This is a genomic window from Mesorhizobium sp. M7A.F.Ca.CA.002.05.1.1 (assembly GCF_003998335.1).
GTDB lineage: Bacteria > Pseudomonadota > Alphaproteobacteria > Rhizobiales > Rhizobiaceae > Mesorhizobium.
Window position 1 is genome coordinate 1 of record NZ_RZQI01000008.1, and the last position, 22,364, is coordinate 22,364.

At 64.0% G+C, this 22,364-nt stretch carries 19 protein-coding genes and 1 pseudogene; 12 read left to right on the forward strand and 8 right to left on the reverse strand.

The features are described 5' to 3' along the window. Nucleotides 1-792: ABC transporter ATP-binding protein (locus EN939_RS01115; protein WP_127266618.1), on the forward strand; the 792-nt coding region annotated here is incomplete at its 5' end. Nucleotides 793-960: 168 nt separating this feature from the next. Here the strand turns inward: EN939_RS01115 and ilvD are convergent. Next, nucleotides 961-2,805: a dihydroxy-acid dehydratase gene (ilvD, locus tag EN939_RS01120; RefSeq protein ID WP_127266619.1), complete on the reverse strand. Its 1,845-nt coding sequence runs from the start codon at nucleotides 2,803-2,805 to the stop codon at nucleotides 961-963. 249 nt (nucleotides 2,806-3,054) lie between these two features. Here ilvD and EN939_RS01125 point away from each other — a divergent pair, with 249 nt between their 5' ends. Further along, on the forward strand, nucleotides 3,055-3,525 hold the full coding sequence (locus EN939_RS01125) for a VOC family protein (protein ID WP_127266620.1): 471 nt from the start codon (nucleotides 3,055-3,057) through the stop codon (nucleotides 3,523-3,525). Between the two features lie 76 nt (nucleotides 3,526-3,601). Here EN939_RS01125 and EN939_RS01130 read toward each other — a convergent pair whose 3' ends face one another. Continuing rightward, on the reverse strand, nucleotides 3,602-5,194 hold the full coding sequence (locus EN939_RS01130) for a peptide chain release factor 3 (RefSeq protein WP_127266621.1): 1,593 nt from the start codon (nucleotides 5,192-5,194) through the stop codon (nucleotides 3,602-3,604). Between the two features lie 236 nt (nucleotides 5,195-5,430). Here EN939_RS01130 and EN939_RS01135 point away from each other — a divergent pair, with 236 nt between their 5' ends. Beyond that, a complete protein-coding gene (locus tag EN939_RS01135) occupies nucleotides 5,431-6,504 on the forward strand; it encodes an NAD(P)/FAD-dependent oxidoreductase (RefSeq protein WP_127266622.1) in 1,074 nt (357 codons plus the stop codon). On the opposite strand, the gene EN939_RS01140 is transcribed toward EN939_RS01135, so the two are convergent. The 3 genes from EN939_RS01140 to EN939_RS01155 form a co-directional block, all read right to left on the reverse strand. Then, a complete protein-coding gene (locus tag EN939_RS01140) occupies nucleotides 6,498-7,871 on the reverse strand; it encodes an amidase (protein ID WP_127266623.1) in 1,374 nt (457 codons plus the stop codon). The genes EN939_RS01135 and EN939_RS01140 overlap by 7 nt on opposite strands. Nucleotides 7,872-8,200: 329 nt before the next feature. Beyond that, nucleotides 8,201-9,001, reverse strand: coding sequence for a class II glutamine amidotransferase (locus EN939_RS01150; protein ID WP_127266625.1), 801 nt, complete (start codon nucleotides 8,999-9,001; stop codon nucleotides 8,201-8,203). Between the two features lie 15 nt (nucleotides 9,002-9,016). Next, entirely contained in the window at nucleotides 9,017-9,265 is a 249-nt protein-coding gene (locus EN939_RS01155; RefSeq protein ID WP_127266626.1) for a DUF6356 family protein, read from the reverse strand. Between the two features lie 115 nt (nucleotides 9,266-9,380). Here EN939_RS01155 and EN939_RS01160 point away from each other — a divergent pair, with 115 nt between their 5' ends. From EN939_RS01160 to EN939_RS01185, 6 genes are all read left to right on the forward strand, one after another. Further along, on the forward strand, nucleotides 9,381-9,851 hold the full coding sequence (locus tag EN939_RS01160) for an Lrp/AsnC family transcriptional regulator (protein ID WP_127266627.1): 471 nt from the start codon (nucleotides 9,381-9,383) through the stop codon (nucleotides 9,849-9,851). 385 nt (nucleotides 9,852-10,236) lie between these two features. Then, nucleotides 10,237-10,722 (forward strand): dUTP diphosphatase, encoded by a 486-nt coding sequence (dut, locus tag EN939_RS01165; protein WP_127266628.1) that lies wholly within the window; start codon nucleotides 10,237-10,239, stop codon nucleotides 10,720-10,722. Next, a complete protein-coding gene (locus tag EN939_RS01170; RefSeq protein WP_127266629.1) occupies nucleotides 10,722-11,384 on the forward strand; it encodes an HAD family hydrolase in 663 nt (220 codons plus the stop codon). Before dut ends, EN939_RS01170 begins: the two co-directional genes overlap by 1 nt. A gap of 72 nt (nucleotides 11,385-11,456) precedes the next feature. Further along, on the forward strand, nucleotides 11,457-12,311 hold the full coding sequence (locus EN939_RS01175; protein ID WP_127266630.1) for a hypothetical protein: 855 nt from the start codon (nucleotides 11,457-11,459) through the stop codon (nucleotides 12,309-12,311). Nucleotides 12,312-12,391: 80 nt separating this feature from the next. Beyond that, nucleotides 12,392-13,195 carry an isocitrate lyase/PEP mutase family protein gene (locus EN939_RS01180; protein ID WP_127266631.1) on the forward strand — a complete coding sequence of 268 codons (804 nt, stop codon included), beginning with the start codon at nucleotides 12,392-12,394 and terminating at the stop codon, nucleotides 13,193-13,195. Between the two features lie 14 nt (nucleotides 13,196-13,209). Then, nucleotides 13,210-14,208, forward strand: a complete 999-nt coding sequence (locus EN939_RS01185) for a proline racemase family protein (protein WP_127266632.1) — start codon at nucleotides 13,210-13,212, stop codon at nucleotides 14,206-14,208. A 9-nt stretch (nucleotides 14,209-14,217) separates the two neighbouring features. On the opposite strand, the gene EN939_RS01190 is transcribed toward EN939_RS01185, so the two are convergent. Together EN939_RS01190 and EN939_RS01195 are read right to left on the reverse strand one after the other, a co-directional pair. Next, nucleotides 14,218-14,928 carry a sulfate transporter family protein gene (locus tag EN939_RS01190; protein ID WP_127266633.1) on the reverse strand — a complete coding sequence of 237 codons (711 nt, stop codon included), beginning with the start codon at nucleotides 14,926-14,928 and terminating at the stop codon, nucleotides 14,218-14,220. Nucleotides 14,929-15,090: 162 nt separating this feature from the next. Then, on the reverse strand, nucleotides 15,091-16,008 hold the full coding sequence (locus EN939_RS01195; RefSeq protein ID WP_127266634.1) for a DMT family transporter: 918 nt from the start codon (nucleotides 16,006-16,008) through the stop codon (nucleotides 15,091-15,093). A gap of 221 nt (nucleotides 16,009-16,229) precedes the next feature. Here EN939_RS01195 and EN939_RS01200 point away from each other — a divergent pair, with 221 nt between their 5' ends. Then, on the forward strand, nucleotides 16,230-17,222 hold the full coding sequence (locus EN939_RS01200; RefSeq protein ID WP_127266635.1) for an adenosine kinase: 993 nt from the start codon (nucleotides 16,230-16,232) through the stop codon (nucleotides 17,220-17,222). Nucleotides 17,223-17,614: 392 nt separating this feature from the next. After that, nucleotides 17,615-18,316: an antitoxin Xre/MbcA/ParS-like domain-containing protein gene (locus tag EN939_RS01205; protein ID WP_127266637.1), complete on the forward strand. Its 702-nt coding sequence runs from the start codon at nucleotides 17,615-17,617 to the stop codon at nucleotides 18,314-18,316. A gap of 33 nt (nucleotides 18,317-18,349) precedes the next feature. Here EN939_RS01205 and EN939_RS01210 read toward each other — a convergent pair whose 3' ends face one another. After that, on the reverse strand, nucleotides 18,350-20,629 hold the full coding sequence (locus EN939_RS01210; protein WP_127266636.1) for an NADP-dependent malic enzyme: 2,280 nt from the start codon (nucleotides 20,627-20,629) through the stop codon (nucleotides 18,350-18,352). A gap of 213 nt (nucleotides 20,630-20,842) precedes the next feature. Here EN939_RS01210 and EN939_RS01215 point away from each other — a divergent pair. Then, nucleotides 20,843-22,364, forward strand: a pseudogene (locus tag EN939_RS01215) (DNA mismatch repair protein MutS); the annotation flags it as partial.

Below are 22,364 nucleotides of genomic sequence, written 5' to 3' on the forward strand. Positions count from 1 at the left end.
GAGCTCCCCGACCAGCCGCTGACTCTGGTCGAGAAGCCCGACGCGAAGCCGCTTCTGGCCGGACCGGGCGAGATCCAGTTTGACGCCGTCGACTTCGCTTATCAGAATGGGCCGCCGGTGCTGGACAGGTTCGATCTGACGCTTGCGCCCGGCAAGATGACGGCGCTGGTCGGGCCTTCCGGCGGCGGCAAGTCGACCGTTCTGAACTTGATCATGCGCATGTACGACCCGAAGAGCGGCAGGGTGCTGCTCGACGGCCAGGATATTTCCCATGCGACGCTCGCATCGCTGCGGGAAAAGATCGCCTATGTCAGCCAGGATACATTCCTGTTTGCCGGCACCATCATGCACAACATCCGGCTTGGGCGCGAGGGTGCGACCGACGAAGAGGTGATCGCCGCCGCCAAGGCGGCCAACGCCCATGACTTCATCAGCGCACAGGCGAAAGGCTACGAGACGGATGTGGGTGAGAATGGCGGCCTGCTATCGGGCGGCCAACGCCAACGGATCTCGATCGCACGCGCCATGCTGCGCAATGCCGAGATCCTGCTGCTGGACGAAGCGACCAGCGCGCTTGATGCCGAATCGGAAGCGCTGTTCCGCGACGCGCTGCAGCAATTGACGGAAGGCCGCACGACGATCGTCATCGCGCACCGTCTATCGACGGTGCACCAGGCAGACACGATCGTGGTGCTCGAAGCCGGCAAGGTGGTGGAAAGCGGCCCGCACAAGACCTTGCTCAAGCAGGGTGGGCTCTACCAGAAGCTTTATGAGTATCAGTTGATGCCGTAGCACACTCTTCCCTTCTCCCCTTGTGGGAGAAGGTGGATCGGCGCGCAGCGCCGAGACGGATGAGGGGTGTTCCAGCGGAATGAGGCGTTGGTGTTTTCTGGAACACCCCTCATCCGACCTCGCTTCGCGAGGCCACCTTCTCCCACAAGGGGAGAAGGAAGAACTGCTCTATTCCGGCACAAACCTCACCGCGCCCTTGGCCGCGCTGGTCGTCATGGCGGCATAGGCGCGCAAGGCGGTCGTCACCTTGCGCTTGCGCTTTTCCTCGGGCTTCCAGGCCAGGGCGCCCCTGGCCTCCATCGCCGCCCGGCGGGCAGCGAGTTCCGCCTCATCGACAGCCAGGCGGATGCTGCGGTTCGGGATGTCGATCTCGATCGTATCGCCCTCCTGCACCAGCCCGATCAGCCCGCCTTCGGCGGCTTCCGGCGACGCATGGCCGATCGACAGGCCCGACGTGCCTCCGGAGAAGCGGCCGTCGGTGACCAGAGCGCAGGCCTTGCCGAGCCCTTTCGACTTCAGATAGCTGGTCGGATAGAGCATTTCCTGCATGCCTGGGCCGCCGCGCGGCCCTTCATAGCGGATGACGACCACATCGCCGGCCTTGATCTCGTTGGACAGGATCGCCTTGACGCTCGAATCCTGGCTTTCGAAGACGCGGGCCGGGCCGGTGAACTTCAGGATCGATTCATCGACGCCGGCGGTCTTCACGATACAGCCGTCGAGAGCCAGATTGCCTTTCAGCACGGCGAGGCCGCCATCCCTGGAAAAGGGATGTTCGGTCGAGCGGATGACGCCTTTCTCGCGGTCGAGATCGAGTTCGTCCCAGCGGCGGTCCTGGCTGAAAGCGACCTGTGTCGGCACGCCACCAGGGGCGGCGAGGAAGAAATCGCGCACACTCTGGCTGGTCGTGCGGGAAATATCCCAATGGTCGAGCGCTTCGCCCAGCGTTCGCGTGTGCACCGTCGGCAGGTCGCGGTTGAGCAGGCCGGCATTGTCGAGCTGGCCGAGGATGGCCATGATACCGCCGGCGCGGTGCACGTCTTCCATGTGCACGTCGGACTTGGCCGGAGCAACCTTGCACAGCACCGGCACCTTGCGCGACAGCGCGTCGATGTCGTCCTGATCGAAATCGATTTCGCCCTCATGCGCGGCAGCCAGGATGTGCAGCACGGTGTTGGTCGAGCCGCCCATGGCGATGTCGAGCGTCATGGCGTTCTCGAAGGCGCCCTTCGAGGCAATGTTGCGCGGCAGAGCCGTCTCGTCATCCTGTTCGTAATAGCGCTGGGCGAGATCGACGATCAGGTGGCCGGCCTCGACGAACAGCCGTTTGCGGTCGGCATGCGTCGCCAATGTCGAGCCGTTGCCGGGCAGCGACAGGCCAAGCGCCTCGGTCAGGCAGTTCATCGAATTGGCAGTGAACATGCCCGAGCAGGAGCCGCAGGTCGGGCAGGCCGAGCGCTCGATGACCTTGACGTCCTCGTCGGAGACCCTGTCGTCGGCGGCCGCCACCATGGCATCGACCAGGTCGAGCGCCTGCGTCTTGCCGGCGAGCACCACCTTGCCGGCTTCCATCGGACCGCCGGAAACGAAGACGGTCGGGATGTTGAGGCGCAACGATGCCATCAGCATGCCGGGCGTGATCTTGTCGCAATTGGAGATGCAGACCATGGCGTCGGCACAGTGAGCATTGACCATGTATTCGACGGAATCGGCGATCAGCTCGCGCGACGGCAGCGAATAGAGCATGCCGTCATGGCCCATCGCGATGCCGTCGTCGACGGCGATGGTGTTGAATTCCTTGGCGACGCCGCCGGCCTTCTCGATCTCGCGCGCGACCAACTGGCCGAGATCCTTCAGATGGACATGGCCCGGCACGAACTGGGTGAAGGAGTTGACCACCGCGATGATCGGCTTGCCGAAATCCGAGTCCTTCATGCCGGTGGCGCGCCAGAGGCCGCGTGCGCCGGCCATGTTGCGGCCATGGGTGGTGGTGCGGGAGCGATAGGCAGGCATGTTTTTTCCTTGGTGGCTGGCCACAGCCAGGCATGGCGCGGCGGAGCTGAATTCGGACCGCAGGCGTTATAGACGCGCAAGCCCGGTCTGGCCACAATTTTGCAATGCGCCAGATTCTCTCAAAAAAATGCGTGGCACTGTCGGATGGCGCACTGCATGCCCGTCCTTGGGCAGACGACATGGAAATGGCACCGCGTTCGGAGTCAGCCGTTTCGCCGTAACGCAACCAAACAACCCGAGGAGCACGACATGCAAAAGATCACCACCTGCCTGTGGTTCGACGGCCAGGCCGAAGAGGCCATGAATTTCTACGTCTCCATCTTCAAGAATTCGAAGGTGCTGAGCGTGATGCGCTGGCCCGAGGGCCACGCCGATGAAGGCAAAGTGCTGGTGACCACGTTCGAACTCGACGGCGTGCAGTTCCAGGCGCTCAACGGCGGACCGCAGTTCAAGCACACCGAGGCGATGTCGCAGTCGATCGACTGCAAGACGCAGGAAGAGGTGGATTACTTCTGGGACAAGCTCATCGAAGGTGGCGGCCAACCGTCGCAATGCAGCTGGCTGAAGGATAAATTCGGCGTCTCCTGGCAGGTTGTGCCGGAGCAGCTGCCGCGCCTGCTGCTGGATCCGGACCGGGCCAAGGCCGGCCGCGTGATGTCAGCGATGATGCAGATGAGCAAGATCGACATCGCCAGGATCGAGGAAGCGGCGAGAGGATAGTCGAGGGTCGGCGCTGCCCCTCATCCGCCCTTCGGGCACCTTCTCCCCGTGAACGGGGAGAAGGGAAAACTGGCGCCTACGCCGCCTTGTCGCGGACCTGATAGTCCTTGATCGTGGCAAACTTGATCGCCTTCCAGCGTTCCGCTTCGTAGTTCAGCGAGAAAGCGTGCTGGGCGAGGAACACCGGATCATTGTCGAGGTCGCGGGCGATGTCACCGCGATGCGCCTCGATGAAGCGAAGCGTCTCGGCTTTGTCGTCGGCCGATATCCAGCGGCAGACTGAAAACCGCGACATCTCGAATTCGACCGGCAGCGTGTATTCGAAGTTCAGCCGTTCCTTCAGCACGTCGAGCTGCAGCGCGCCGACGACGCCGACGATGGCCGGCGAGCCATCCTCCGGCGAAAACAGCTGCACGACGCCCTCCTCTGCCATCTGGTGCAGCGCTTCCTTGAGTTTTTTCGCCTTCATCGCGTCGCCGAGGCGCACACGACGCAGGATTTCCGGGGCGAAATTCGGAACGCCGCGGAACAGTATCTCCTCGCCTTCGGTCAGCGTGTCGCCGATGCGCAGCGTGCCATGGTTGGGGATGCCGACGACATCACCGGCAAAAGCCTCGTCAGCGGTAACGCGGGTCCGGGCAAAGAAGAACTGCGGCGCCGACAACGACATCGGTTTTCCGGTGCGCACCAGCTTGGCCTTCATGCCGCGCTCGAGCTTACCCGAACAGACGCGGACGAAGGCAATGCGGTCGCGGTGATTGGGATCCATGTTGGCCTGGATCTTGAAGACGAAGGACGTCATCTTCTCTTCGGTCGCCTCGACCTTGCGGGTGTCCGCCTCCTGCGCGCGCGGCGGCGGTCCAAAAGCGCCGAGTGCCTCGATCAGGTCGCGCACGCCATAATTGCGCAGCGCCGAACCGAAATAGACCGGCGTCAGATGGCCCTCGCGGAAGGCTTCTATATCAAGGGGTCTGCACGCTTCTCGCGCGAGCTCCAGTTCCTCGATGAAGGCTTCGCGCTCGTTTTCCGGCAGCAGGCCGGCGACGCGGTTGGAATCGGGACCGTTGACCGGCGTGCGTTCTTTCTCCGCGTCGCCCCCGCGCACGGCATTCAGCGCCAGATGATAGGTGCCGGCAAAATTCTTGCCGCGGCCGATCGGCCAGGTGACGGGGGCAGTATCCAGCGCCAGCTTCTGTTCGATCTCGTCCAAAATCTCGAACGGATCGCGGCTTTCGCGGTCCATCTTGTTGATGAAGGTGATGATCGGAATGTCGCGCAGCCGGCAGACTTCGAACAGTTTCAGTGTGCGCGGCTCGATGCCCTTGGCGGCATCGATGACCATGACCGCCGAGTCGACCGCCGACAGCGTGCGGTAGGTGTCGTCGGCGAAATCCTCGTGGCCGGGCGTGTCGAGCAGGTTGAAGACATTGTCCTCATACTCGAAGGTCATCACCGAGGTGACGACCGAGATGCCGCGCTCGCGCTCGATCTTCATCCAGTCGGACCGCGTCTGGATCTTGTCCTTCTTGGCCTTGACCTCGCCGGCGAGCTGGATGGCGCCGCCGAACAGCAGCAGCTTTTCGGTGAGCGTCGTCTTGCCGGCGTCCGGGTGCGCGATGATCGCGAAGGTGCGGCGGCGTGCCACTTCTTCTTCTATTGCTTCGGGCATTCTCTGGGATTTCCGTGTGACAGGCCGGGCTTCTAGCAGCGCAGTGCCGGCCTGTCGACCGGTCCGGCGGCTCGGGCGCTGCTGATCGCCGCCTCACCGTCAGAGCATACAGCTCAGTCGTGCTGTGGCTCCGGCCAGTGCATTGCCGCATATTTTACGCTGCGCGATGTTGGCAAGCGGCTGCCGGGATGGCACTGGATGAACATCCCTCCGGATGACGAGGCAGAGGAGCAAGCATGACTGCGGCGAAACAAGTAATCGTCATCGGCGCCGGCATCATCGGTGCCTCCACCGCCTGGCATCTGAGCAGAGCGGGTGCGCAAGTGACGGTGATTGCCGACAGTGCTGCCGGTGGGGTGGCGACGCCAAATTCGTTCGCCTGGATCAACGCCAGCTGGGGCAATCCGGAGCCCTATTTCCGGCTGCGCACCCGCGCCATGGCCGAATGGTCGCGGCTGGCGCAGGACCTGCCCGACCTGCCGCTGAGCTGGTGCGGCGGCCTGTGCTGGGACTTACCGGCGGCCGACATGGAAACCTACGCCACGGAACATTCCGCCTGGGGCTATGGCATCAGCCAAGTCGACCGCGCCGGTGCAGCGCGCATCGAGCCCAATCTCACCGAGCTTCCGGATTTTGCCCTGCATGTTGCCGAAGAAGGTGTCGCAGAGCCCGTGGCCGCCGTCCGTGCCCTATTGGCAGACGCGAAGCGACATGGCGCGAAGACCATCTCCAGCACGGTGACGGCCCTGGTCCAGACCGGCGGCAGGATCACCGGTGTCGACACATCGCATGGCCTGATTGCATCGGACGAGGTGGTGGTCGCGGCCGGCGTTGGCTCGCCGGAGATCGCCGCGACCGCCGGGATCAACCTGCCGATCGAAACGCCGCCCGGCCTGATCGTCCATTCGCGACCGCACGAAAAGCTGCTCAACGGGCTGGTGCTGGCCGAGCGGCTGCACATGCGCCAGACGGCGGAAGGCCGCATCATCGCCGGCTCGGATTTTGGCGGAGCCGATCCGGGCATGGATGCCGAAGCCACCGCCCACGCCCTGTTTGCGGCCATGAAGGCCATGCTGCGCGACAGCGATGGGTTGGAACTCGATTTCCACACGGTCGGCTACCGGCCGACGCCGATCGACGGCTTTCCGATCATTGGCCGCGCCGAGGGCTTGGACGGTGTCTATGTCGCCGTCATGCATTCCGGCATCACGTTGGCGCCGGCCATCGGCCTGTTCGCCGCTCGGGAAATCCTCGACGGCGAGCGCGACCCCTTACTTGCCCCTTATGGATTGTCGCGTTTCGCTCAATAGGCGGGCGGACGCCGAAAGCCGCCGGTCAGTGGTTCGATTGCCCTGGCGATGCCGAGCAGCTGTGACTCCGACCAGCGTTTGCCGACCAGTTGCAAGCCGATCGGCAAGCCCTCGCTGCCCTGTCCGCATGGGATGGAAAGCGCCGGATGGCCGCTGTAGTTGAAGACGGCGCCATAGGCCGGCAGCATCCAGTAGCTCTGCTCCTTGCCGTCGACCGTGATCGGCGTGCCCGGCTCGCAATGCGGGAAGGCGGAAGTCATGGCGACCGGGCAGAGCAGCGCGTCATGGTTTTCGAAAAACCGGTCCCAGGCGAGAATGGACCTGTCGCGGCGGGCGAGTGCCTCGAACCAGCGCGAGACCGGTGTCGGCTCCTCCGGCGACTCCGGCTGCGCGGCCTCCAGCATCATGCCGATCAGCGCGCCGCCCTGCTCCAGATCGTGGTGCAGATCGAGTTTCGGCAGTTTTGCCTCCTCAACGAGGGCACCGGCCGATTGCAGCTGCCTTGCGAGGTTTTCGACTGCGGCGCTGATGTCGCCGGCCACCGGAAAGCCGGGAAAGGACGGCGCGAAGGCGATGCGCAATGTCCTAGGGTCGAGCTTCGGCATATCCTGGACCGGCACCGGAGCAAGATCGGTGTCGCTTCCATCCGGGCCGGCGATGATTTGATAAATCAGCGCCAAATCTTGCACGCTGCGCGCCAACGGCCCGAGGCAGGACATCAGCCGCACGCTGCGCGCGGCACCGCCGGGATCGGGGAAGGCACCGGCCAGCGAGACACGATGCTCCGTCGGCTTCAAGCCATAAACACCGCAAAAGGCGGCCGGCAGCCGGATCGAATCCTGCATGTCTGTGCCCACGTCGAACGGCGTCATCCCCAAGCAAATTGCCGCTGCCGCGCCTCCGCTGGAGCCTCCCGCCGTGCGCTGGAGATTCCATGGATTGTTGGTGCGGCCGAACAGCGGGTTGTTCGATTGCCAGTCCGAAAGCATGGCCGCGACATTGGTCTTGGCCATCAGCACGCCGCCGGCCGCTTTCAGTCTGATGACGACCGGGCTGTCCTGCTTGGCGACATAGTCGGCAAAGGGCGGGAAGCCGACCGTGGTCCTTATGCCTGACGTTTCGTGCATGTCTTTCAGCGTGAACGGCACGCCATGCAGAGGTCCGGGTGCGGCGCCGCGCGCCTGGGCAGCGTCCGCCTTCTTGGCACGCTCGCGGGCGCCTTCCCTGTCGAGCGAGATGACGGCATTCACCGCATGGTTGTGCGCATCGATTTGCGCCAGATAGGCGTCGAGTGCTTCCACGGCGGAGATTTTGCGCTTGGCGATGGCTGCAGCGAGATCGACGGTTGAGGAGAAGACGATGTCCATGAGGAATGCTCCGGCTTGGCCGCGCGTGCCTGACCAATTGGCGGAACGCGGCGCGATTTCAAGCGGAGTTGAGCATTCGGTATTCGCTAGTGCTTGATCGAAGTTGTGCTGCCGATGTCGGCACTCTACGGCGCCCCCCTCTGGCCTGCCGGCCTCTCCCCCTCAAGTGGGGAGATTGGATAGCGTCACGGCTTTCGCCAATCTTCAACGTTGCAAGAACGCGCGGTCGGCGAAGCTGCCAATCTCCCCACTTGAGGGGGAGATGTCCGGCAGGACAGAGGGGGGCGCTGGCCCGCGACTTTGCAGCATTTGCGATCCGGCGAAGAAACTTACCCGACCAGCGCCAGCTTTGCCGCCGCTGGAGCAAACGGGCGAATGCTGATGCCGTCCCGCGTCATCGTGACAAAACTCGATGGCGGGATCGCTTGCCAGTCGCCGCCCTCGCGGTCGAACGGCTCGGACACGATGCAGCGGCCGCCGCCCTTGCGCAAGACGGAGGTGTAGAGCGTCGGCGCGTGGGCGTCGGTGGCATAGCGCACCGCATGCAGCGCCTGTCCATCCGAGAAGGCGGCGGTGAGCTTCAGCGCTGGTTCGAGGCCGGCGCGGCGCGAGGCTTCGAGCACGCGGCTAGTGGCGCGGGACACCGCGCCTTGCGGATCGCCGGCCAACCCTTCGTCGATCATCAGCAGGAAAAAGAGTTCGGAATCGGTGGTGCCTTCGCGCTGGTCGAAGACGGCGTCTGACAGCGAATTCTCCAGCGCGCGGCGGATCTTCTCGAAGCCGCCGATCTGGCCGTTGTGCATGAACGACCAGGCGCCGGAGATGAACGGATGGCAATTCATGCGGCTGGTGGCGCCGCCGGTGGACGCCCGTACATGGGCGAGGAACAGGCCGGATTTGATCTGCCGGCACAGGCTTTTCAGATTGGGATCGGACCAGGCCGGCAGGATATCGCGATAGAGACCCGGCTCCGGGCGGTCGCCATACCAGGCAAGGCCGAAGCCGTCGCCATTGGTCGGCGATTTCGCTTCCTGGGCGCAATGGCTCTGGGCGATCAGCGAGTGACAGGGCGCCGTGAGGATGTCTTCGAGAAAGACCGCTTCACCGAGATAGGCCGCCCACCGGCACATCGCTTCTGTCGTCCTCTAGGCGCGATCCATAAGAGCCGCAGGCTCCTTGATCGCGTGTGTGCCTCTGTTGTGCGTCCGCTCATAAAGCTCGCGAACGATTCGGCTGGCGGTAGTTTCAAACAGAAACGGCAAGAAAGCGTGAACGAGCGCGGCGCCCGCCGCCATCAACAGGCGCGACGAAAACCAGGCGGCAAAACCCATGTGGCTGAAATAGGTTTCGCCGACCTTGGCCGGATGAGAGGTGAAAATCTTGGCGACCGACATGCTGGTTCCCCTTCAGCGCTTCAAGTTCCTGATATGAGTATCCTGACACGCTTCGCCGGTTCATCGGTCTCAAAATGTCCTTGTATTTCGGTGATCCTTGGGACAAAAATCCCACATGACGCTGGAAATTGACGAAATCGACCGGAAATTGCTCACTGAGCTGCAACGCGACGGCACGCTGTCGGTCGACCAGCTGTCGGAACGGGTGGCGCTGTCGCGCAATGCCTGCTGGCGCCGAGTGAGGCGGCTGGAAGAGGCTGGTGTCATCACCGGCAGGGTGGCACTGGTCGATGCCGAAAAGCTCGGGCTTGGCCTTTCCGTCTTCATCCTGATCCGCACGTCCAACCACGATCCGGAGTGGCTGCAGAAGTTCCGGGCGGCGGTGACCGGCTTTCCCGAGATCACCGGCGTCTACCGCATGTCCGGCGACCTCGATTATGTCTTGCGCGCCCGCGTCGCCGACGTGAAGGCCTATGACCGGCTCTACCAGCGGCTGATCGCCAAGGTGGCTCTGTCGGATGTGTCCGCTTCCTTCGTGATGGAGGAAATCAAGGAAACGACCGTCGTTCCGATGGAACTGCGGTAGTAGCGCTACGTTCGCGTTTGGCCGAAGCCTCCCCAACTTCGTCATACCAGGGCGGAGCAGCCGCGAAGCGGCGTCGCGGAGACCCTGGTATCCATGCCGTGACCTACCCAAGAGTGCAACGGCGCAGAACTCTGCACCGTCGTGACCCGTTGGAGTCGCGGCATGGATCCTCGGGTCTGCGCCGCGTCGCTACGCTCCTTGCTCGCCCGTGGATGACGAAGCATGGACGTTTTCGCCAATCACCAAGCATGCAATCCTTCAGCGCAACAAATCCATCAAAACTCCTGTGCCCGAAACCAGGTCACAGTGCCGCCCAAAAGAAAGCCGTTGATAGAATTACAGTCGAGTTGACCGAATCGCCGTTCGCGCCGATAGGATCGATTTTATGCGCGCAGCCCTTCAAACTCCCTCCGTCATCGGTCCGACCGTCGGCTTCGTCAGGTTGCCGCATGCTGAAGGACTTCCCCTTCCCGCCTATGAAAGCACTGGTGCCGCCGGCATGGATCTGCGCGCCGCGGTGCCGGACGACCGGCCGCTGCTGATCCTTCCGGGAAAGCGCGCTCTGGTGCCGACCGGGCTGATCCTGGAAATTCCGGAAGGCATGGAGGGCCAGGTGCGGCCGCGCTCCGGACTTGCTTTCAAGCACGGCCTGACCGTCCTCAACACGCCCGGCACCATCGACAGCGATTATCGCGGCGAGGTGAAGGTGCTGCTGATCAATCTCGGCGACGAGGACTTTGCCGTGACGCGCGGCATGCGCATCGCCCAGATCATCTTCGCTGCGGTGGCCCAGGCGACCGTGGAAGAGCGCAGTCTGGCCGGTGGTACGGCGCGTGGCGCGGGCGGGTTCGGATCGACCGGCACCGCCTGATGTCTGAACTGCCTAAGCTTGTCATCTTCGACTGCGACGGGATTCTGGTCGATACAGAGAATTTGGCCAATCGGCGTCTCGCCGAATGGCTGACCGCTGCCGGCTATCCGACAAGCTTCGAATATTGCCGCAAGAATTTCTCCGGCCGCAGCATGGCGTCGGTGCAGAAAGAGATCGAAGAAGAGACCAGCGTCAGGCTCGGCGCCGGTTTCGTCGATCGCTGGAACGCCGGCCTGCCGGACCTGTTTGCCCACGGCGTCGAAGCGATCCCCTACGTCCGCGAGTTCGTCGAAGCCGTGCGTTCAGCCGGTATCGCCTATTGCGTCGCCACCTCGGCCCGGGTGTCGAAGATGCACATCACGCTTGGCCAGACCGGGCTGCTGCCGCTGTTCGAACACGCGATGTTTTCCTCGACCATGGTCAGCCGTGGCAAGCCGTTCCCGGACCTGTTCCTGCATGCGGCCAAGACCATGGGCTTCGCGCCTGCCGACTGCATCGTCATCGAGGACAGCGTCGCCGGCACGCAGGCCGGGATCGCCGCCGGCATGCGGGTGTTTTCCTACCATGCCGATCCCTATTCCGACCGCGCCGGCCTGATCCAGGCCGGCGGCATCCTGTTCGACGACATGCGCGAGCTGGCCGGGCTGGTGCCGATCCACTGACCTGATCTTCAGCCTGCAGCTGTACGCCTCGATTGTCCGTGCTAGCTTGGCACCGCCAACTCGAGGCCACGCATGAACCCCAGCCTGCTCCGCCTCATCCTCGCCTTGATGCTGGCGCCGTTTCTATGGACCGCGGCCGGCGCGCAAGCCATCAGCTTTCCGGAGCTCGGCAGCGCTCTGCCCGGCCGCACGGATGTCACCTATCTCGACCTCGCGAGGATGGTCATTCCGGATCTCGCTGCGGACAAGGACGGCTTCTATAGGGGTGGGTTGCCGATCGAGATGCGTCATATCGAGGGACCGGACGGCGGCGGTTCGCCGCCCGAGACTTCGGGCTTTTCCAATGCCGCGGTGCTCGCCATCAAGGCCGGCGGCAAGGATCGGCTGACCATGCTGTTCGACCTTGGCGATTCTCCCGACAGCGCCGAAGGCTATGCTGTGCTGGCGCTCTACGACATCACGGCCAAGCCGAAGCTGCTCGACGCCGTCAATGTCGCGCTCGACCGCGGCACCTATTTCCGCGAACCGGGCAAGCTTTCCGTCGGCGCCAACGATGACGTCCTCATCACCATGAGCGCGCATTTCAATTCGAGCCAGAACTATGTGATCACGCCGCTGATCATGATCCGCGACGACAAGTTCGAACCGATCGACATGATCTATACGTTCGATGAAAACCTGTGCGCCTACAGCCGCAAGCAGGATGTAGCTTTTCAGGGCATTGCCGATGGTCAGCCTTATGCCGCCATCAAGGTGACCGTGACCGACTCTACTGTGCTGAACGGCGAAAGCTGCGACGACACTCCGCCCAGACCAGAGTCCCACGAGATCTCCGTCACCTATCACTGGGACAAGAAGACATCGCGCTACACCAAGGATTCCGACGCGCTGGACAAATTGGCAGGAGAGAACGCCAATCGCTTCTGAACCAACCGCATTCGTTTGCCCGGTCAAATCGGGCAGGATAAAATCCGCTTAGCCACACCGCACATGATGGGGGAACTACCATGGACAAGGGCAAGATCTTTCGCGACCTGCATGCCTCGACCTTCGTCATGCCCAATCCCTGGGATATTGGCACGACGAAGCTGCTGGCCTCGTTCGGTTTCACGGCGCTGGCGACGACCAGCGCCGGCTTTGCTTTTTCACGCGGCCTGCCGGATGGCGCCGTGACCTTCGACCAGATGATCCACCATTGCCGCGAGGTGACGGCGGCGACCAGCCTGCCTGTCTCCGCCGACCTCGAGAAAGGCAAGGGCGACAGCGCCGAGCAGGCCGCCGAAACCATCTTCGCGGCGGAAGCGGCCGGTCTTGCCGGCTGCTCGATCGAGGACCACACCGGCGATCCGGACAAGCCGATCTATGATTTCGCGCACGCCGTCGAGCGCGTTGCGGCGGCGGCGGAGGCGGCGCGAGCGCTGAAGCGCGATTTCGTCTTCACGGCGCGGGCTGAGAATTTCCTGTGGGGCAAGTCCGACCTCGACGACACCATCAAGCGGCTGCAGGCGTTCGAGAAGGCCGGCGCCGACGTGCTCTATGCGCCCGGTATCGGCGACGTCGAGATGATCCGCACGCTCTGCTCGGCGGTCAGCAAGCCGGTCAATGTCATGGCAAAGCCTGGCTTCACCATCGCCGACCTCGCCATGGCCGGCGTCAAGCGCATCTCGCTCGGGCCGTGGCTGACCAATTTCGCCTATGGCATGCTGGAAACGGCGGCGCGCGAGATCCAGCAGGACGGCACCTTCGGCTTCACCCGCGCCGCCATGCCGTTCGGCAAATTGCAAGCCCTCTTCGGCAAGTCTTCAGCTTGAACGGGGCCCATCGCATGACGCTTACCGTCGTCGATATGCATACCGGCGGCGAGCCGCTCAGGATCGTCACCGGCGGCTATCCCAGTGTCCCCAAGGGCACGATCCTGGAAAAGCGCGCCTATGTGCGCGACCATCTCGATCATCTCAGGAAGATCCTGATGTTCGAGCCGCGCGGCCATTACGACATGTATGGCGCCTTGCTGGTCGAACCCGACCTGCCCGGCGCCGACCTCGCCGTGCTGTTCATGCACAATGAGGGCTATTCGACGATGTGCGGCCACGCCATCGTCGCGCTCGGCCGCTACGCCGTAGATGAAGGATTGGTGGCGAAACAGGAACCAATCACGACAGTCAATATCGAGGCGCCGTGTGGGCTGGTCGTCGCCTCGGTCGAGGTCAGGGACGGCAAGGCCGGTGCGGTGTCGTTCGAAAGCGTGCCGGCGTTCCTGTTCGCCGGCGGGCAGACGATAGAGCTGGCGGGCCACGGCACGATCGGCTTCGACGTCGCCTATGGCGGCGCTTTCTACGCGCTGGCCGATTGTCACCAATTCGGGCTCGAATTCGCCAAAAGCCGGGTGCGCGATTTCGTCGATGCGGCAACGGCGCTGACGGACAGGCTCAAGGCCGAATTTCCGCTGTCGCATCCCGACCATGCCGACCTTGCCTTCCTCTACGGCACCATCCTGACCGATGGCCGCGATGCTTTTTCCGATGAGGTGACCAAGAACATCTGCGTCTTCGCCGAGGCGGAGGTCGACCGCTCGCCGACCGGTTCCGGCGTCACCGCGAGGCTGGCAGCCATGCATGCCAAGGGCGAGATCGCGATCGGACAGACGCGCACATTCGAAAGCATTGCCGGCTCGCGTTTTTCGGGAGCCGTGGTGCGGACTGCGAAGGCTGGCCCGCACGGGGCGATCATCGCCCGCGTCGGCGGCCGCGCCTATTATAGTGGCAGGACGGAGTTTATCGTCGAAGCGGACGACGAGCTCGGACGCGGATTCCTGTTGCGCTGAAGAAAATGCTCAGCGGCGCGAGGAGCGAGCCACTTCCCGCACCGAGATCGCCTTGTGCAGATGCACCATCACGGCGGCGGCGAAGAGCGGCGTCAGCAGGTTGAGCAACGGCACGGCGAGGAAAGCCGCGATGAGCAGCCCGGCGAGAAACACCGTGCCGGCATAGTGCCTGCGCAAGGCCCTGGCCTCTTCTTCCCCGCGAAAGCGCATGGCAGCGAATTCGAAGAACTCGCGCCCGAGCAGATAGCCGTTGACGATAAAGAAGGCGGCTATGTTGACGCCCGGCACCAGCAGAAGCAGCAGGGCGACGATGTTGCCGAGAATGACGACGCCGAGGAATCGCGCCGACAGCACCAGCGAGCGCAGCGCCGGCATGGCGCGACCGGTCGGATCGCCGGGATAGTCGGTGCGCTCGACCACTTCGGCGATATCGTCGAGGAACAGGCCGGCGACAACAGCCGTCACCGGCGCGATGAGCAATGCCATGCCGAAGGCAAGCGCTATCGCGGCGATGATGCCACCCAGCCAGCCGGCCCAGGACGGTATGCCGGGCAACAGCGTCTGCAGCCACGGCAGGGCGAGCCACTCGACGAGGCTGGTCAGGCCGAACCACAAGGCGACAAGCGCCAGCAGCGTCAGACCCAATGTCTTGAGGAACACGGCCCGAAAGGGAGGCGAGAGCAGCTCGAGGGCCGCAGTGCGGGCAGCGTCGAAAATCACCGTGCTTTACCCCCAGGTCACACCAGACACCGTCGAAAAGGCGGATGCTTCCGAGATAAGCAGAGCACGGCATGAGCGCAAGCAGGCCGGTTCTTTTGCTTTGACGCAATCCCCAATGCGCTTTTCCCGGGAAAACCGCTTCACACTTGTCCTGGAATTGCTCTACCGCGCAAATGCTGGCTTTCGAACCGGAATGGTCATGGCGGCGACCCCAGCCACGACAAAACCCATGCCCAGCCATGCCGTCGAGCCTAGGCTTTCGCCGAGGAAAAGGGCGCCGATGCCGACGCCGATCGGCACCCGCAGATAGGCCTGCGAGGTGGTGCCGACCGAACCCAACGTGTGGATGAGGCGGAAATAGATGACGAAGGCCAATGCGGTGGAAAACACCGACAGGCCGAGCAGGGCCAGAATCGACGCCGTTGAAGGCGCCAGCGTCCACGGCTGGTCGAACACCAGACTGAGGGGCACGAGGATGACGGCGCCGCACAGCATCGAACCGGCGGCAGGCAGCATCGGATCGAGACCCTTGAAGCCGCGGCCGAAAATGGCGGCCCCGGCATAGCAGATTGTTGCCGCTACGATGGCCAACTGCGCCCACAACTCGTGACCGAGGCCACCCAGTGCCTGCGTGCCGATGATGAGGCAGATGCCGGCAATGCCGGCGCCCACGCCAATCAGCTTGCGCAGCGTGACCGGCTCGTGGCGGGTGATGAGCGCTGTCAAGAGGAAGGTGAAGATCGGCGAGGTCGCATTCAGGATGGTGGCGAGGCCGGCATCGACCGAACGTTCCGCCGCGGCGATCAGGGTGAACGGGATGACGCTGTTGAGGCAGGCCTGGAAGGCGAAGCGGCGCCAGCTTGCCGCATCGCCCGGCATGGCGAGCCCGCGCCAGCGGAGGATGGCAAACAAGATACCACCGGCAATCAGGGTGCGGGCGGCGATGAAGGTGACCGGCGGGATGGTTTCGACGCCAATCTTGATGAAGGTGTAGGAGGCGCCCCAGAGCACCGCCAGCACGACGAGCAGCGCAAGGTCGGTGGTCATGTCGTTCTTTGCAGGCTCGTTCTTTGTCGGCATGGCTCGCCTTCAAACGGGATCGGGTGAGCCATGCTTGTAGGCGGTCCGGTGATGAAATGCTTCGGCCACGGTCGAATTGTCATAGCGCCTCGCGGCTGATGCGCCTTTTGCCTGTTCCGCCAAAGTTGCGTGTCACGCCCTAGGCAAACCGGTTTCAAATCGCTAGACCCGCGCCGGACCGGCGTGGCAAGAAGCCGGCTCGGGTTTTGGCGGAGATTTTGATGCCGGATTATGACGTGCTTTGCATCGGCAATGCCATTGTCGACATCATCGCCCAGTGCGACGAGGAGTTCCTCGAGACCAACGGCATCATCAAGGGCGCGATGAACCTCATCGACACACAGCGCGCCGAACTGCTCTACAGCCGCATGGGGCCGGCGATCGAGGCGTCCGGCGGCAGCGCCGGCAACACGGCGGCCGGCGTCGCCAGCTTCGGCGGCCGCGCCGCCTTCTTCGGCAAGGTCTCCAACGATGCGCTTGGCGAAATCTACGCGCACGACATCCATGCGCAGGGCGTCGCCTTCGACACCATACCGCTCAAGGGTGAGCCGACGACGGCGCGCTCGATGATCTTCGTCACGCCCGACGGCGAGCGCTCGATGAACACCTATCTCGGCGCCTGCGTCGAGCTTGGCCCTGAGGATGTCGAAGCCGACAAGGCGTCTGGCGCCAAGGTCACCTATTTCGAAGGCTATCTGTGGGACCCGCCGCGCGCCAAGGAGGCAATCCGCCAGACGGCGAAGCTGGCGCACGCAGCAGGCCGAGAAGTGTCGATGACACTGTCGGATTCGTTCTGCGTCGACCGCTACCGCGACGAATTCCTCGACCTGATGCGCTCGGGCACGGTCGACATCGTCTTTGCCAACAGCCACGAGATCAAGTCGCTCTACCAGACATCGTCGTTCGACGAGGCGCTGGCCCAGATCCGCAAGGATTGCCGGATCGCCGCCGTCACCCGCTCGGAAAAAGGCTCGGTGATCGTGCGCGGCGACGAGACCGTGGTGATCAAGGCGACCGCCATCAAGGAACTGGTCGACACGACGGGCGCCGGCGATCTCTATGCCGCCGGCTTCCTGCATGGCTACACGCAAGGCCGCGACCTGCAGACTTGCGGCGACCTTGGCTCACTGGCGGCCGGCTTGGTGATCCAGCAGATCGGCCCCAGGCCACGGCAGAATCTGCGCCGCGAGGCTGAGCAGGCGGGGTTGCTGTAGGGAAAGCTCTTCCCTTCTCCCCCTGTGGGAGAAGGTGTCGCCGAAGGCGACGGATGAGGGGTGCTCCAGCTTGGCACTGACGGTACTCCGTCCAACACCCCTCAACCGTCTTGGCGCTGCGCGCCAATCCACCTTCTCCCACAGGGGGAGAAGGGAAGGCCGCCTCCGCCCCTCACCGTCGCGCGGCTGTCATACATCGCACCTACACGCAATCCGGGCGTCCCGCGACTGACATTTCGGTGCGCCCTCAGCCAGTTGGGGTGTCAAGAAATGCTAGACAGCATGCTGTCGGGCGGCCGGATTCGTTGCCGTCGCGATTTCCGCTTTCCGCTCTAGAGATTCAACAGCCGGCCGCAGCTGTGGGAGGAGAGCGCGGCCCAGAAGACAGATGTATGAACAGATTTCAGCTCCAGGGCCTCAAGCAGGACGACTTCGCCGAGATGGTCGCCGAAGACGTCGAACGCGCGCTTGCCCACTATGACGAGGCCATCAACAAGCCCACCATGGTCTCGGTCGGCAAAATCGCCGGCAGCATAGCGTCCGCCGTCACCTTGCTGTCACCGAAGCACCAGCGCGCTATCGACGCCATCCATGCCGACCTGCCCGGCCTGGCCTCGAAATTCGTGCGCGCGCTGGCGGCGGAAGCCGCGCGCCGCAGCGAAGCCGGTATAGCCGGCGTGATCAATCCGCCGACGACCCCATTGATCGATGTCGAGCCTCCTTCGCTGCCAAAATCCGACGATCTCGAATCGATGCTGATCGAGGACTGGGCGGGCCGCGTCGCCGGCTCGACCTATCTGGAAGAGAATTTGCGTATCGCCCGCTCGACCCTGCACCGCTGGCAGCGGCGGGGCGAGGTCATCGCCTTGCGCAAGGGCGGCCGCAAACATGTCTTCCCGCTGGCGCAGTTCGTCGATGGACGGCCGGTTGCAGGCATTCGCGACGTGCTGTCGCTGATCACCAATCCAAGGCTCGCATGGCTGTGGCTGACGCGGCCCTCGGCGCAACTCGACGGGCGCGTCCCGATCGACTTGCTGCGGCAGGATCAGGTGGACGAGGTCGTCGAGGCTGCGCGCGTGTTCGCGCCGGGCTGAACGCCTCCCGGACTCACCGCTAAGGCTCGCCGCTCAAGTCCCCGCCGTATAGGCCGCGATCGCCGCCATGTTGACGATGTCCGAGTCCTTGGCATTCAGCGACACGATCTGCACCGGCTTGTTCAGCCCGACCAGCAGCGGGCCGATCACCGTCGAGCCGCCGAGTTCCTGCAGCATCTTGGTCGAGATCGAAGCCGAGTGGAACGCCGGCATGATCAGCACATTGGCCGGGCCGGTCAGCCTTATGAACGGATATTGCGCCATGGCCCGCGCGTTGAGCGCCACGTCGGCGGCCATTTCGCCGTCATATTCGAAATCGACGCGGCGCTTGTCGAGGATGCGCACCGCTTCCTGGACGCGTTCGGAGCGCTCGCCCTGTGGATGGCCGAAGGTGGAATAGGCGAGCATGGCGAGCCTCGGCTCATAACCCATGCGGCGGGCAAAGCCCGCGGCCTCCTCGGCGATGTCGGCGATCTGCTCGGCATTCGGCATATCGTGCACGGCGGTGTCGGCGACCAGCACGGTCTTGCCTCGCGCCAGCACGATCGAGACGCCGATGACGCGGTGGCCGGGCTTGGCGTCGATGACGCGGCGGATGTCGTCGAGCGCGGTCGAATAGTTGCGGGTGACACCGGTGACGATGCCGTCGGCGTCGCCCAGCGCCACCATGCAGGCGGCAAAGTGGTTGCGGTCGTTGTTGATCAGCCGCTGGCAGTCGCGGAACAGGAAGCCTTTGCGCTGCATGCGCTCGTAGAGATAGTCGGTGTAGATGCCGTTGCGGCGCGACAGCCTTGCATTGATGATCTCGATGCCTTGCTTGTTGAGGTCGATGCCGGCGTGCTTGGCGTTCTCCTTGATGACGTCGTCGCGTCCGAGCAGGATGGCGGTGCCGAGCCGCTGGTTCACATAGGAGACGGCGGCGCGCATGACCTGCTCCTCCTCGCCCTCGGCGAAAACGATGCGCTTGGGCTGGCGGCGCACGCGGTCGTAGATGCGCTGCAGGGTCGAGGCGATCGGGTCGCGGCGGGCCGACAGCTCCTGCGCGTAACGGTCGAGATCGAGGATCGGCTTGCGGGCGACGCCTGAGTCCATCGCCGCCTTGGCGACCGCGATCGGGATGGCCGAGATCAGGCGCGGGTCGAACGGCACCGGGATGATGTAGTTGGGGCCGAATTTCGGCCGGTTGCCCTGATAAGCGGCGGCGACATCGTCGGGCACATCCTGGCGCGCCAATGCCGCCAGCGCCTGCGCGGCGGCGATCTTCATGTCGTCATTGATGGTGGTTGCCCTGACATCAAGCGCGCCGCGGAAGATGTAGGGAAAGCCGAGCACGTTGTTGACCTGGTTGGGATAATCAGAACGCCCGGTGGCCATGATGGCGTCGGTGCGGATCTCGGCGACCTCCTCCGGCGTGATTTCCGGGTCGGGATTGGCCATGGCGAAGATGATCGGGTTCTTGGCCATCGACTGCACCATGGCAGTGGTCAGCGCGCCCTTGGCGGAGAGGCCGAGGAAGACGTCGGCGCCATCGAGTGCCTCGGCGAGGCTGCGCGCCTCGGTCTTGACCGCATGCGCCGATTTCCACTGGTTCATGCCTTCGGTGCGGCCTTGGAAAACGACGCCCTTCGTGTCGCACAGGATGATGTTTTCCGGCGCAAAGCCCATCGCCTTCATCAGCTCGATGCAGGCGATGCCGGCCGCACCAGCGCCGTTGCAGACCATTTTTGTGGTCTTCATGTCGCGACCGGTGATCTCCAGCGCGTTGATCAGGCCGGCGGCCGAGATGATCGCGGTGCCGTGCTGGTCGTCGTGAAAGACGGGAATGTCCATCAATTCGCGCAGGCGCTGCTCGATGATGAAGCACTCCGGCGCCTTGATGTCCTCGAGGTTGATGCCGCCGAAAGAGGGCCCGAGGAACCGCACGCAGTTGATGAATTCGTCGGCGTCCTCGGTGTCGACCTCGAGGTCGATGGAATCGACATCGGCGAAGCGCTTGAACAGCACCGCCTTGCCCTCCATCACCGGCTTGGAGGCCAGCGCGCCGAGATTGCCTAGACCGAGGATGGCCGTGCCGTTGGAGATGACGGCGACCATGTTGCCGCGCGTCGTGTAGTCGAAGGCGCGCGAGGGGTCTTCGGCGATGGCCAGGACCGGAACCGCGACACCAGGCGAATAGGCGAGGCTGAGGTCGCGTTGCGTCGCCATCGGCTTGGTGGCGACGACCTCCAGCTTGCCCGGCCGACCCATGGCGTGGAATTCGAGCGCTTCCTGCGCACTGACGGACGGACCGCTGTTCTCGGTTTTCCTGGCCATGATGTTCTTGATTTCCTCACCGGTGCAGCACCTCCTTGAAGCGGGTGCTTTGTTTCGGTCCGAATTAAGACCACGCGCCGCCGCGTGTAAACCGCCCGCGCGCTGGAATCGCGGTCCGCATCGGCAATTGCGGACAAGCTGCCGTCCCGTCGTCCCCCGTTTTTCGAAGCGCCGGCATTAAACCGCATCATCACATCTGCTAGCGTGCCGCGCATGAACATGCACAGCCCGAACGAGCCAGACGCCCCCGAGGCGATGACGCCGGCGCCGACCGTCCACGCCGGCGCCACGCCGATGATCGAGCAATTTATCGAGATCAAGGCGGCGAACCCCGATTCGCTGCTGTTCTATCGCATGGGCGATTTCTACGAGCTGTTCTTCGACGATGCCGAGAAGGCGAGCCGGGCGCTCGGCATCGTGCTGACCAAGCGCGGCAAGTATCAAGGGCTCGACATCCCGATGTGCGGGGTGCCGGTGCATGCCGCCGACGACTATCTGCAAAAGCTGATCGGCCAGGGTTTCCGCGTCGCCGTCTGCGAACAGATCGAGGATCCGGCCGAGGCCAAGAAACGCGGCGGCAAATCGGTGGTGCGCCGCGACGTCGTGCGGCTGGTGACACCGGGCACCATCACCGAGGACAAATTGCTGGCGCCCTCGGAATCGAGTTTCCTGATGGCGCTGGGGCGGGTGAAGGGCGGAGCCGATCACAGTTTCGCGCTGGCCTGGATCGACATCTCGACCGGCGCCTTCCGCGTCACCGATACCACCGCCGACCGGCTGCTGGCCGACATCTTCCGAGTCGATCCGCGCGAGCTGATCGTCGCCGAGCCGGTGTTCCACGATCCGGAGTTGAAGCCGGTGTTCGACGTGCTCGGCCGCGTCGCCAGCCCGCAGCCGCCGTCGCTGTTTGATTCGGCATCGGCCACGGGACGCATCGCCCGCTTCTTCGATGTGGCGACACCGGATAGCTTTGGCGCCTTTTCGCGCGCCGAACTGTCGGCGATCTCCGGCGCCATCGCCTATGTCGAGAAGACGCAGAAGGCCGAGCGCCCGCCGCTGTCGCGGCCCGAGCGCGAAGAGCAGGGCTCGACCCTGTTCATCGATCCGGCGACACGCGGCAATCTGGAACTGCTGCGCACACTGTCGGGCAGCCGCGAAGGGTCGCTGTTCAAGGCGATCGACCGCACGGTGACCGGCGGCGGCGCAAGGCTGCTCGCCGACCGGCTGATGGCGCCGCTGACCGATCCCGCGGCCATCGGCGCCAGGCTGGATTCGGTGTCGTTCTTCCGTTCCGAAACGCGGCTCTGCCAAGCGGTGCGGTCGAGCCTGAAGAGCGTTGCCGACATGCCGCGCGCACTGTCGAGGCTGGCGCTCAACCGGGGTGGGCCGCGCGACCTTGGCGCGCTGCGCGCCGGCTTCGAGGCAGCAGGCGCGATCGCCGAAATCTTTGCCGCCACCGCCCTGCCCCCGGAACTTGCGGCGGCATTGGCCGCCATCCATGCTCTGCCCCAGGCGCTGGCCCAGCATCTGACGCAGGCGCTTGGCGACGAACTGCCGCTGCTCAAGCGCGATGGCGGCTTCTTGCGCGGCGGCTACCATGCCGATCTCGACGAGATGCGAGCGCTGCGCGACGAATCGCGAAAGGTGATCGCCGGGCTGGAGCGCTCGCTGATCGACGAGACCGGCATCCGCTCGCTGAAAATCCGGCACAATAATGTGCTTGGCTACTATATCG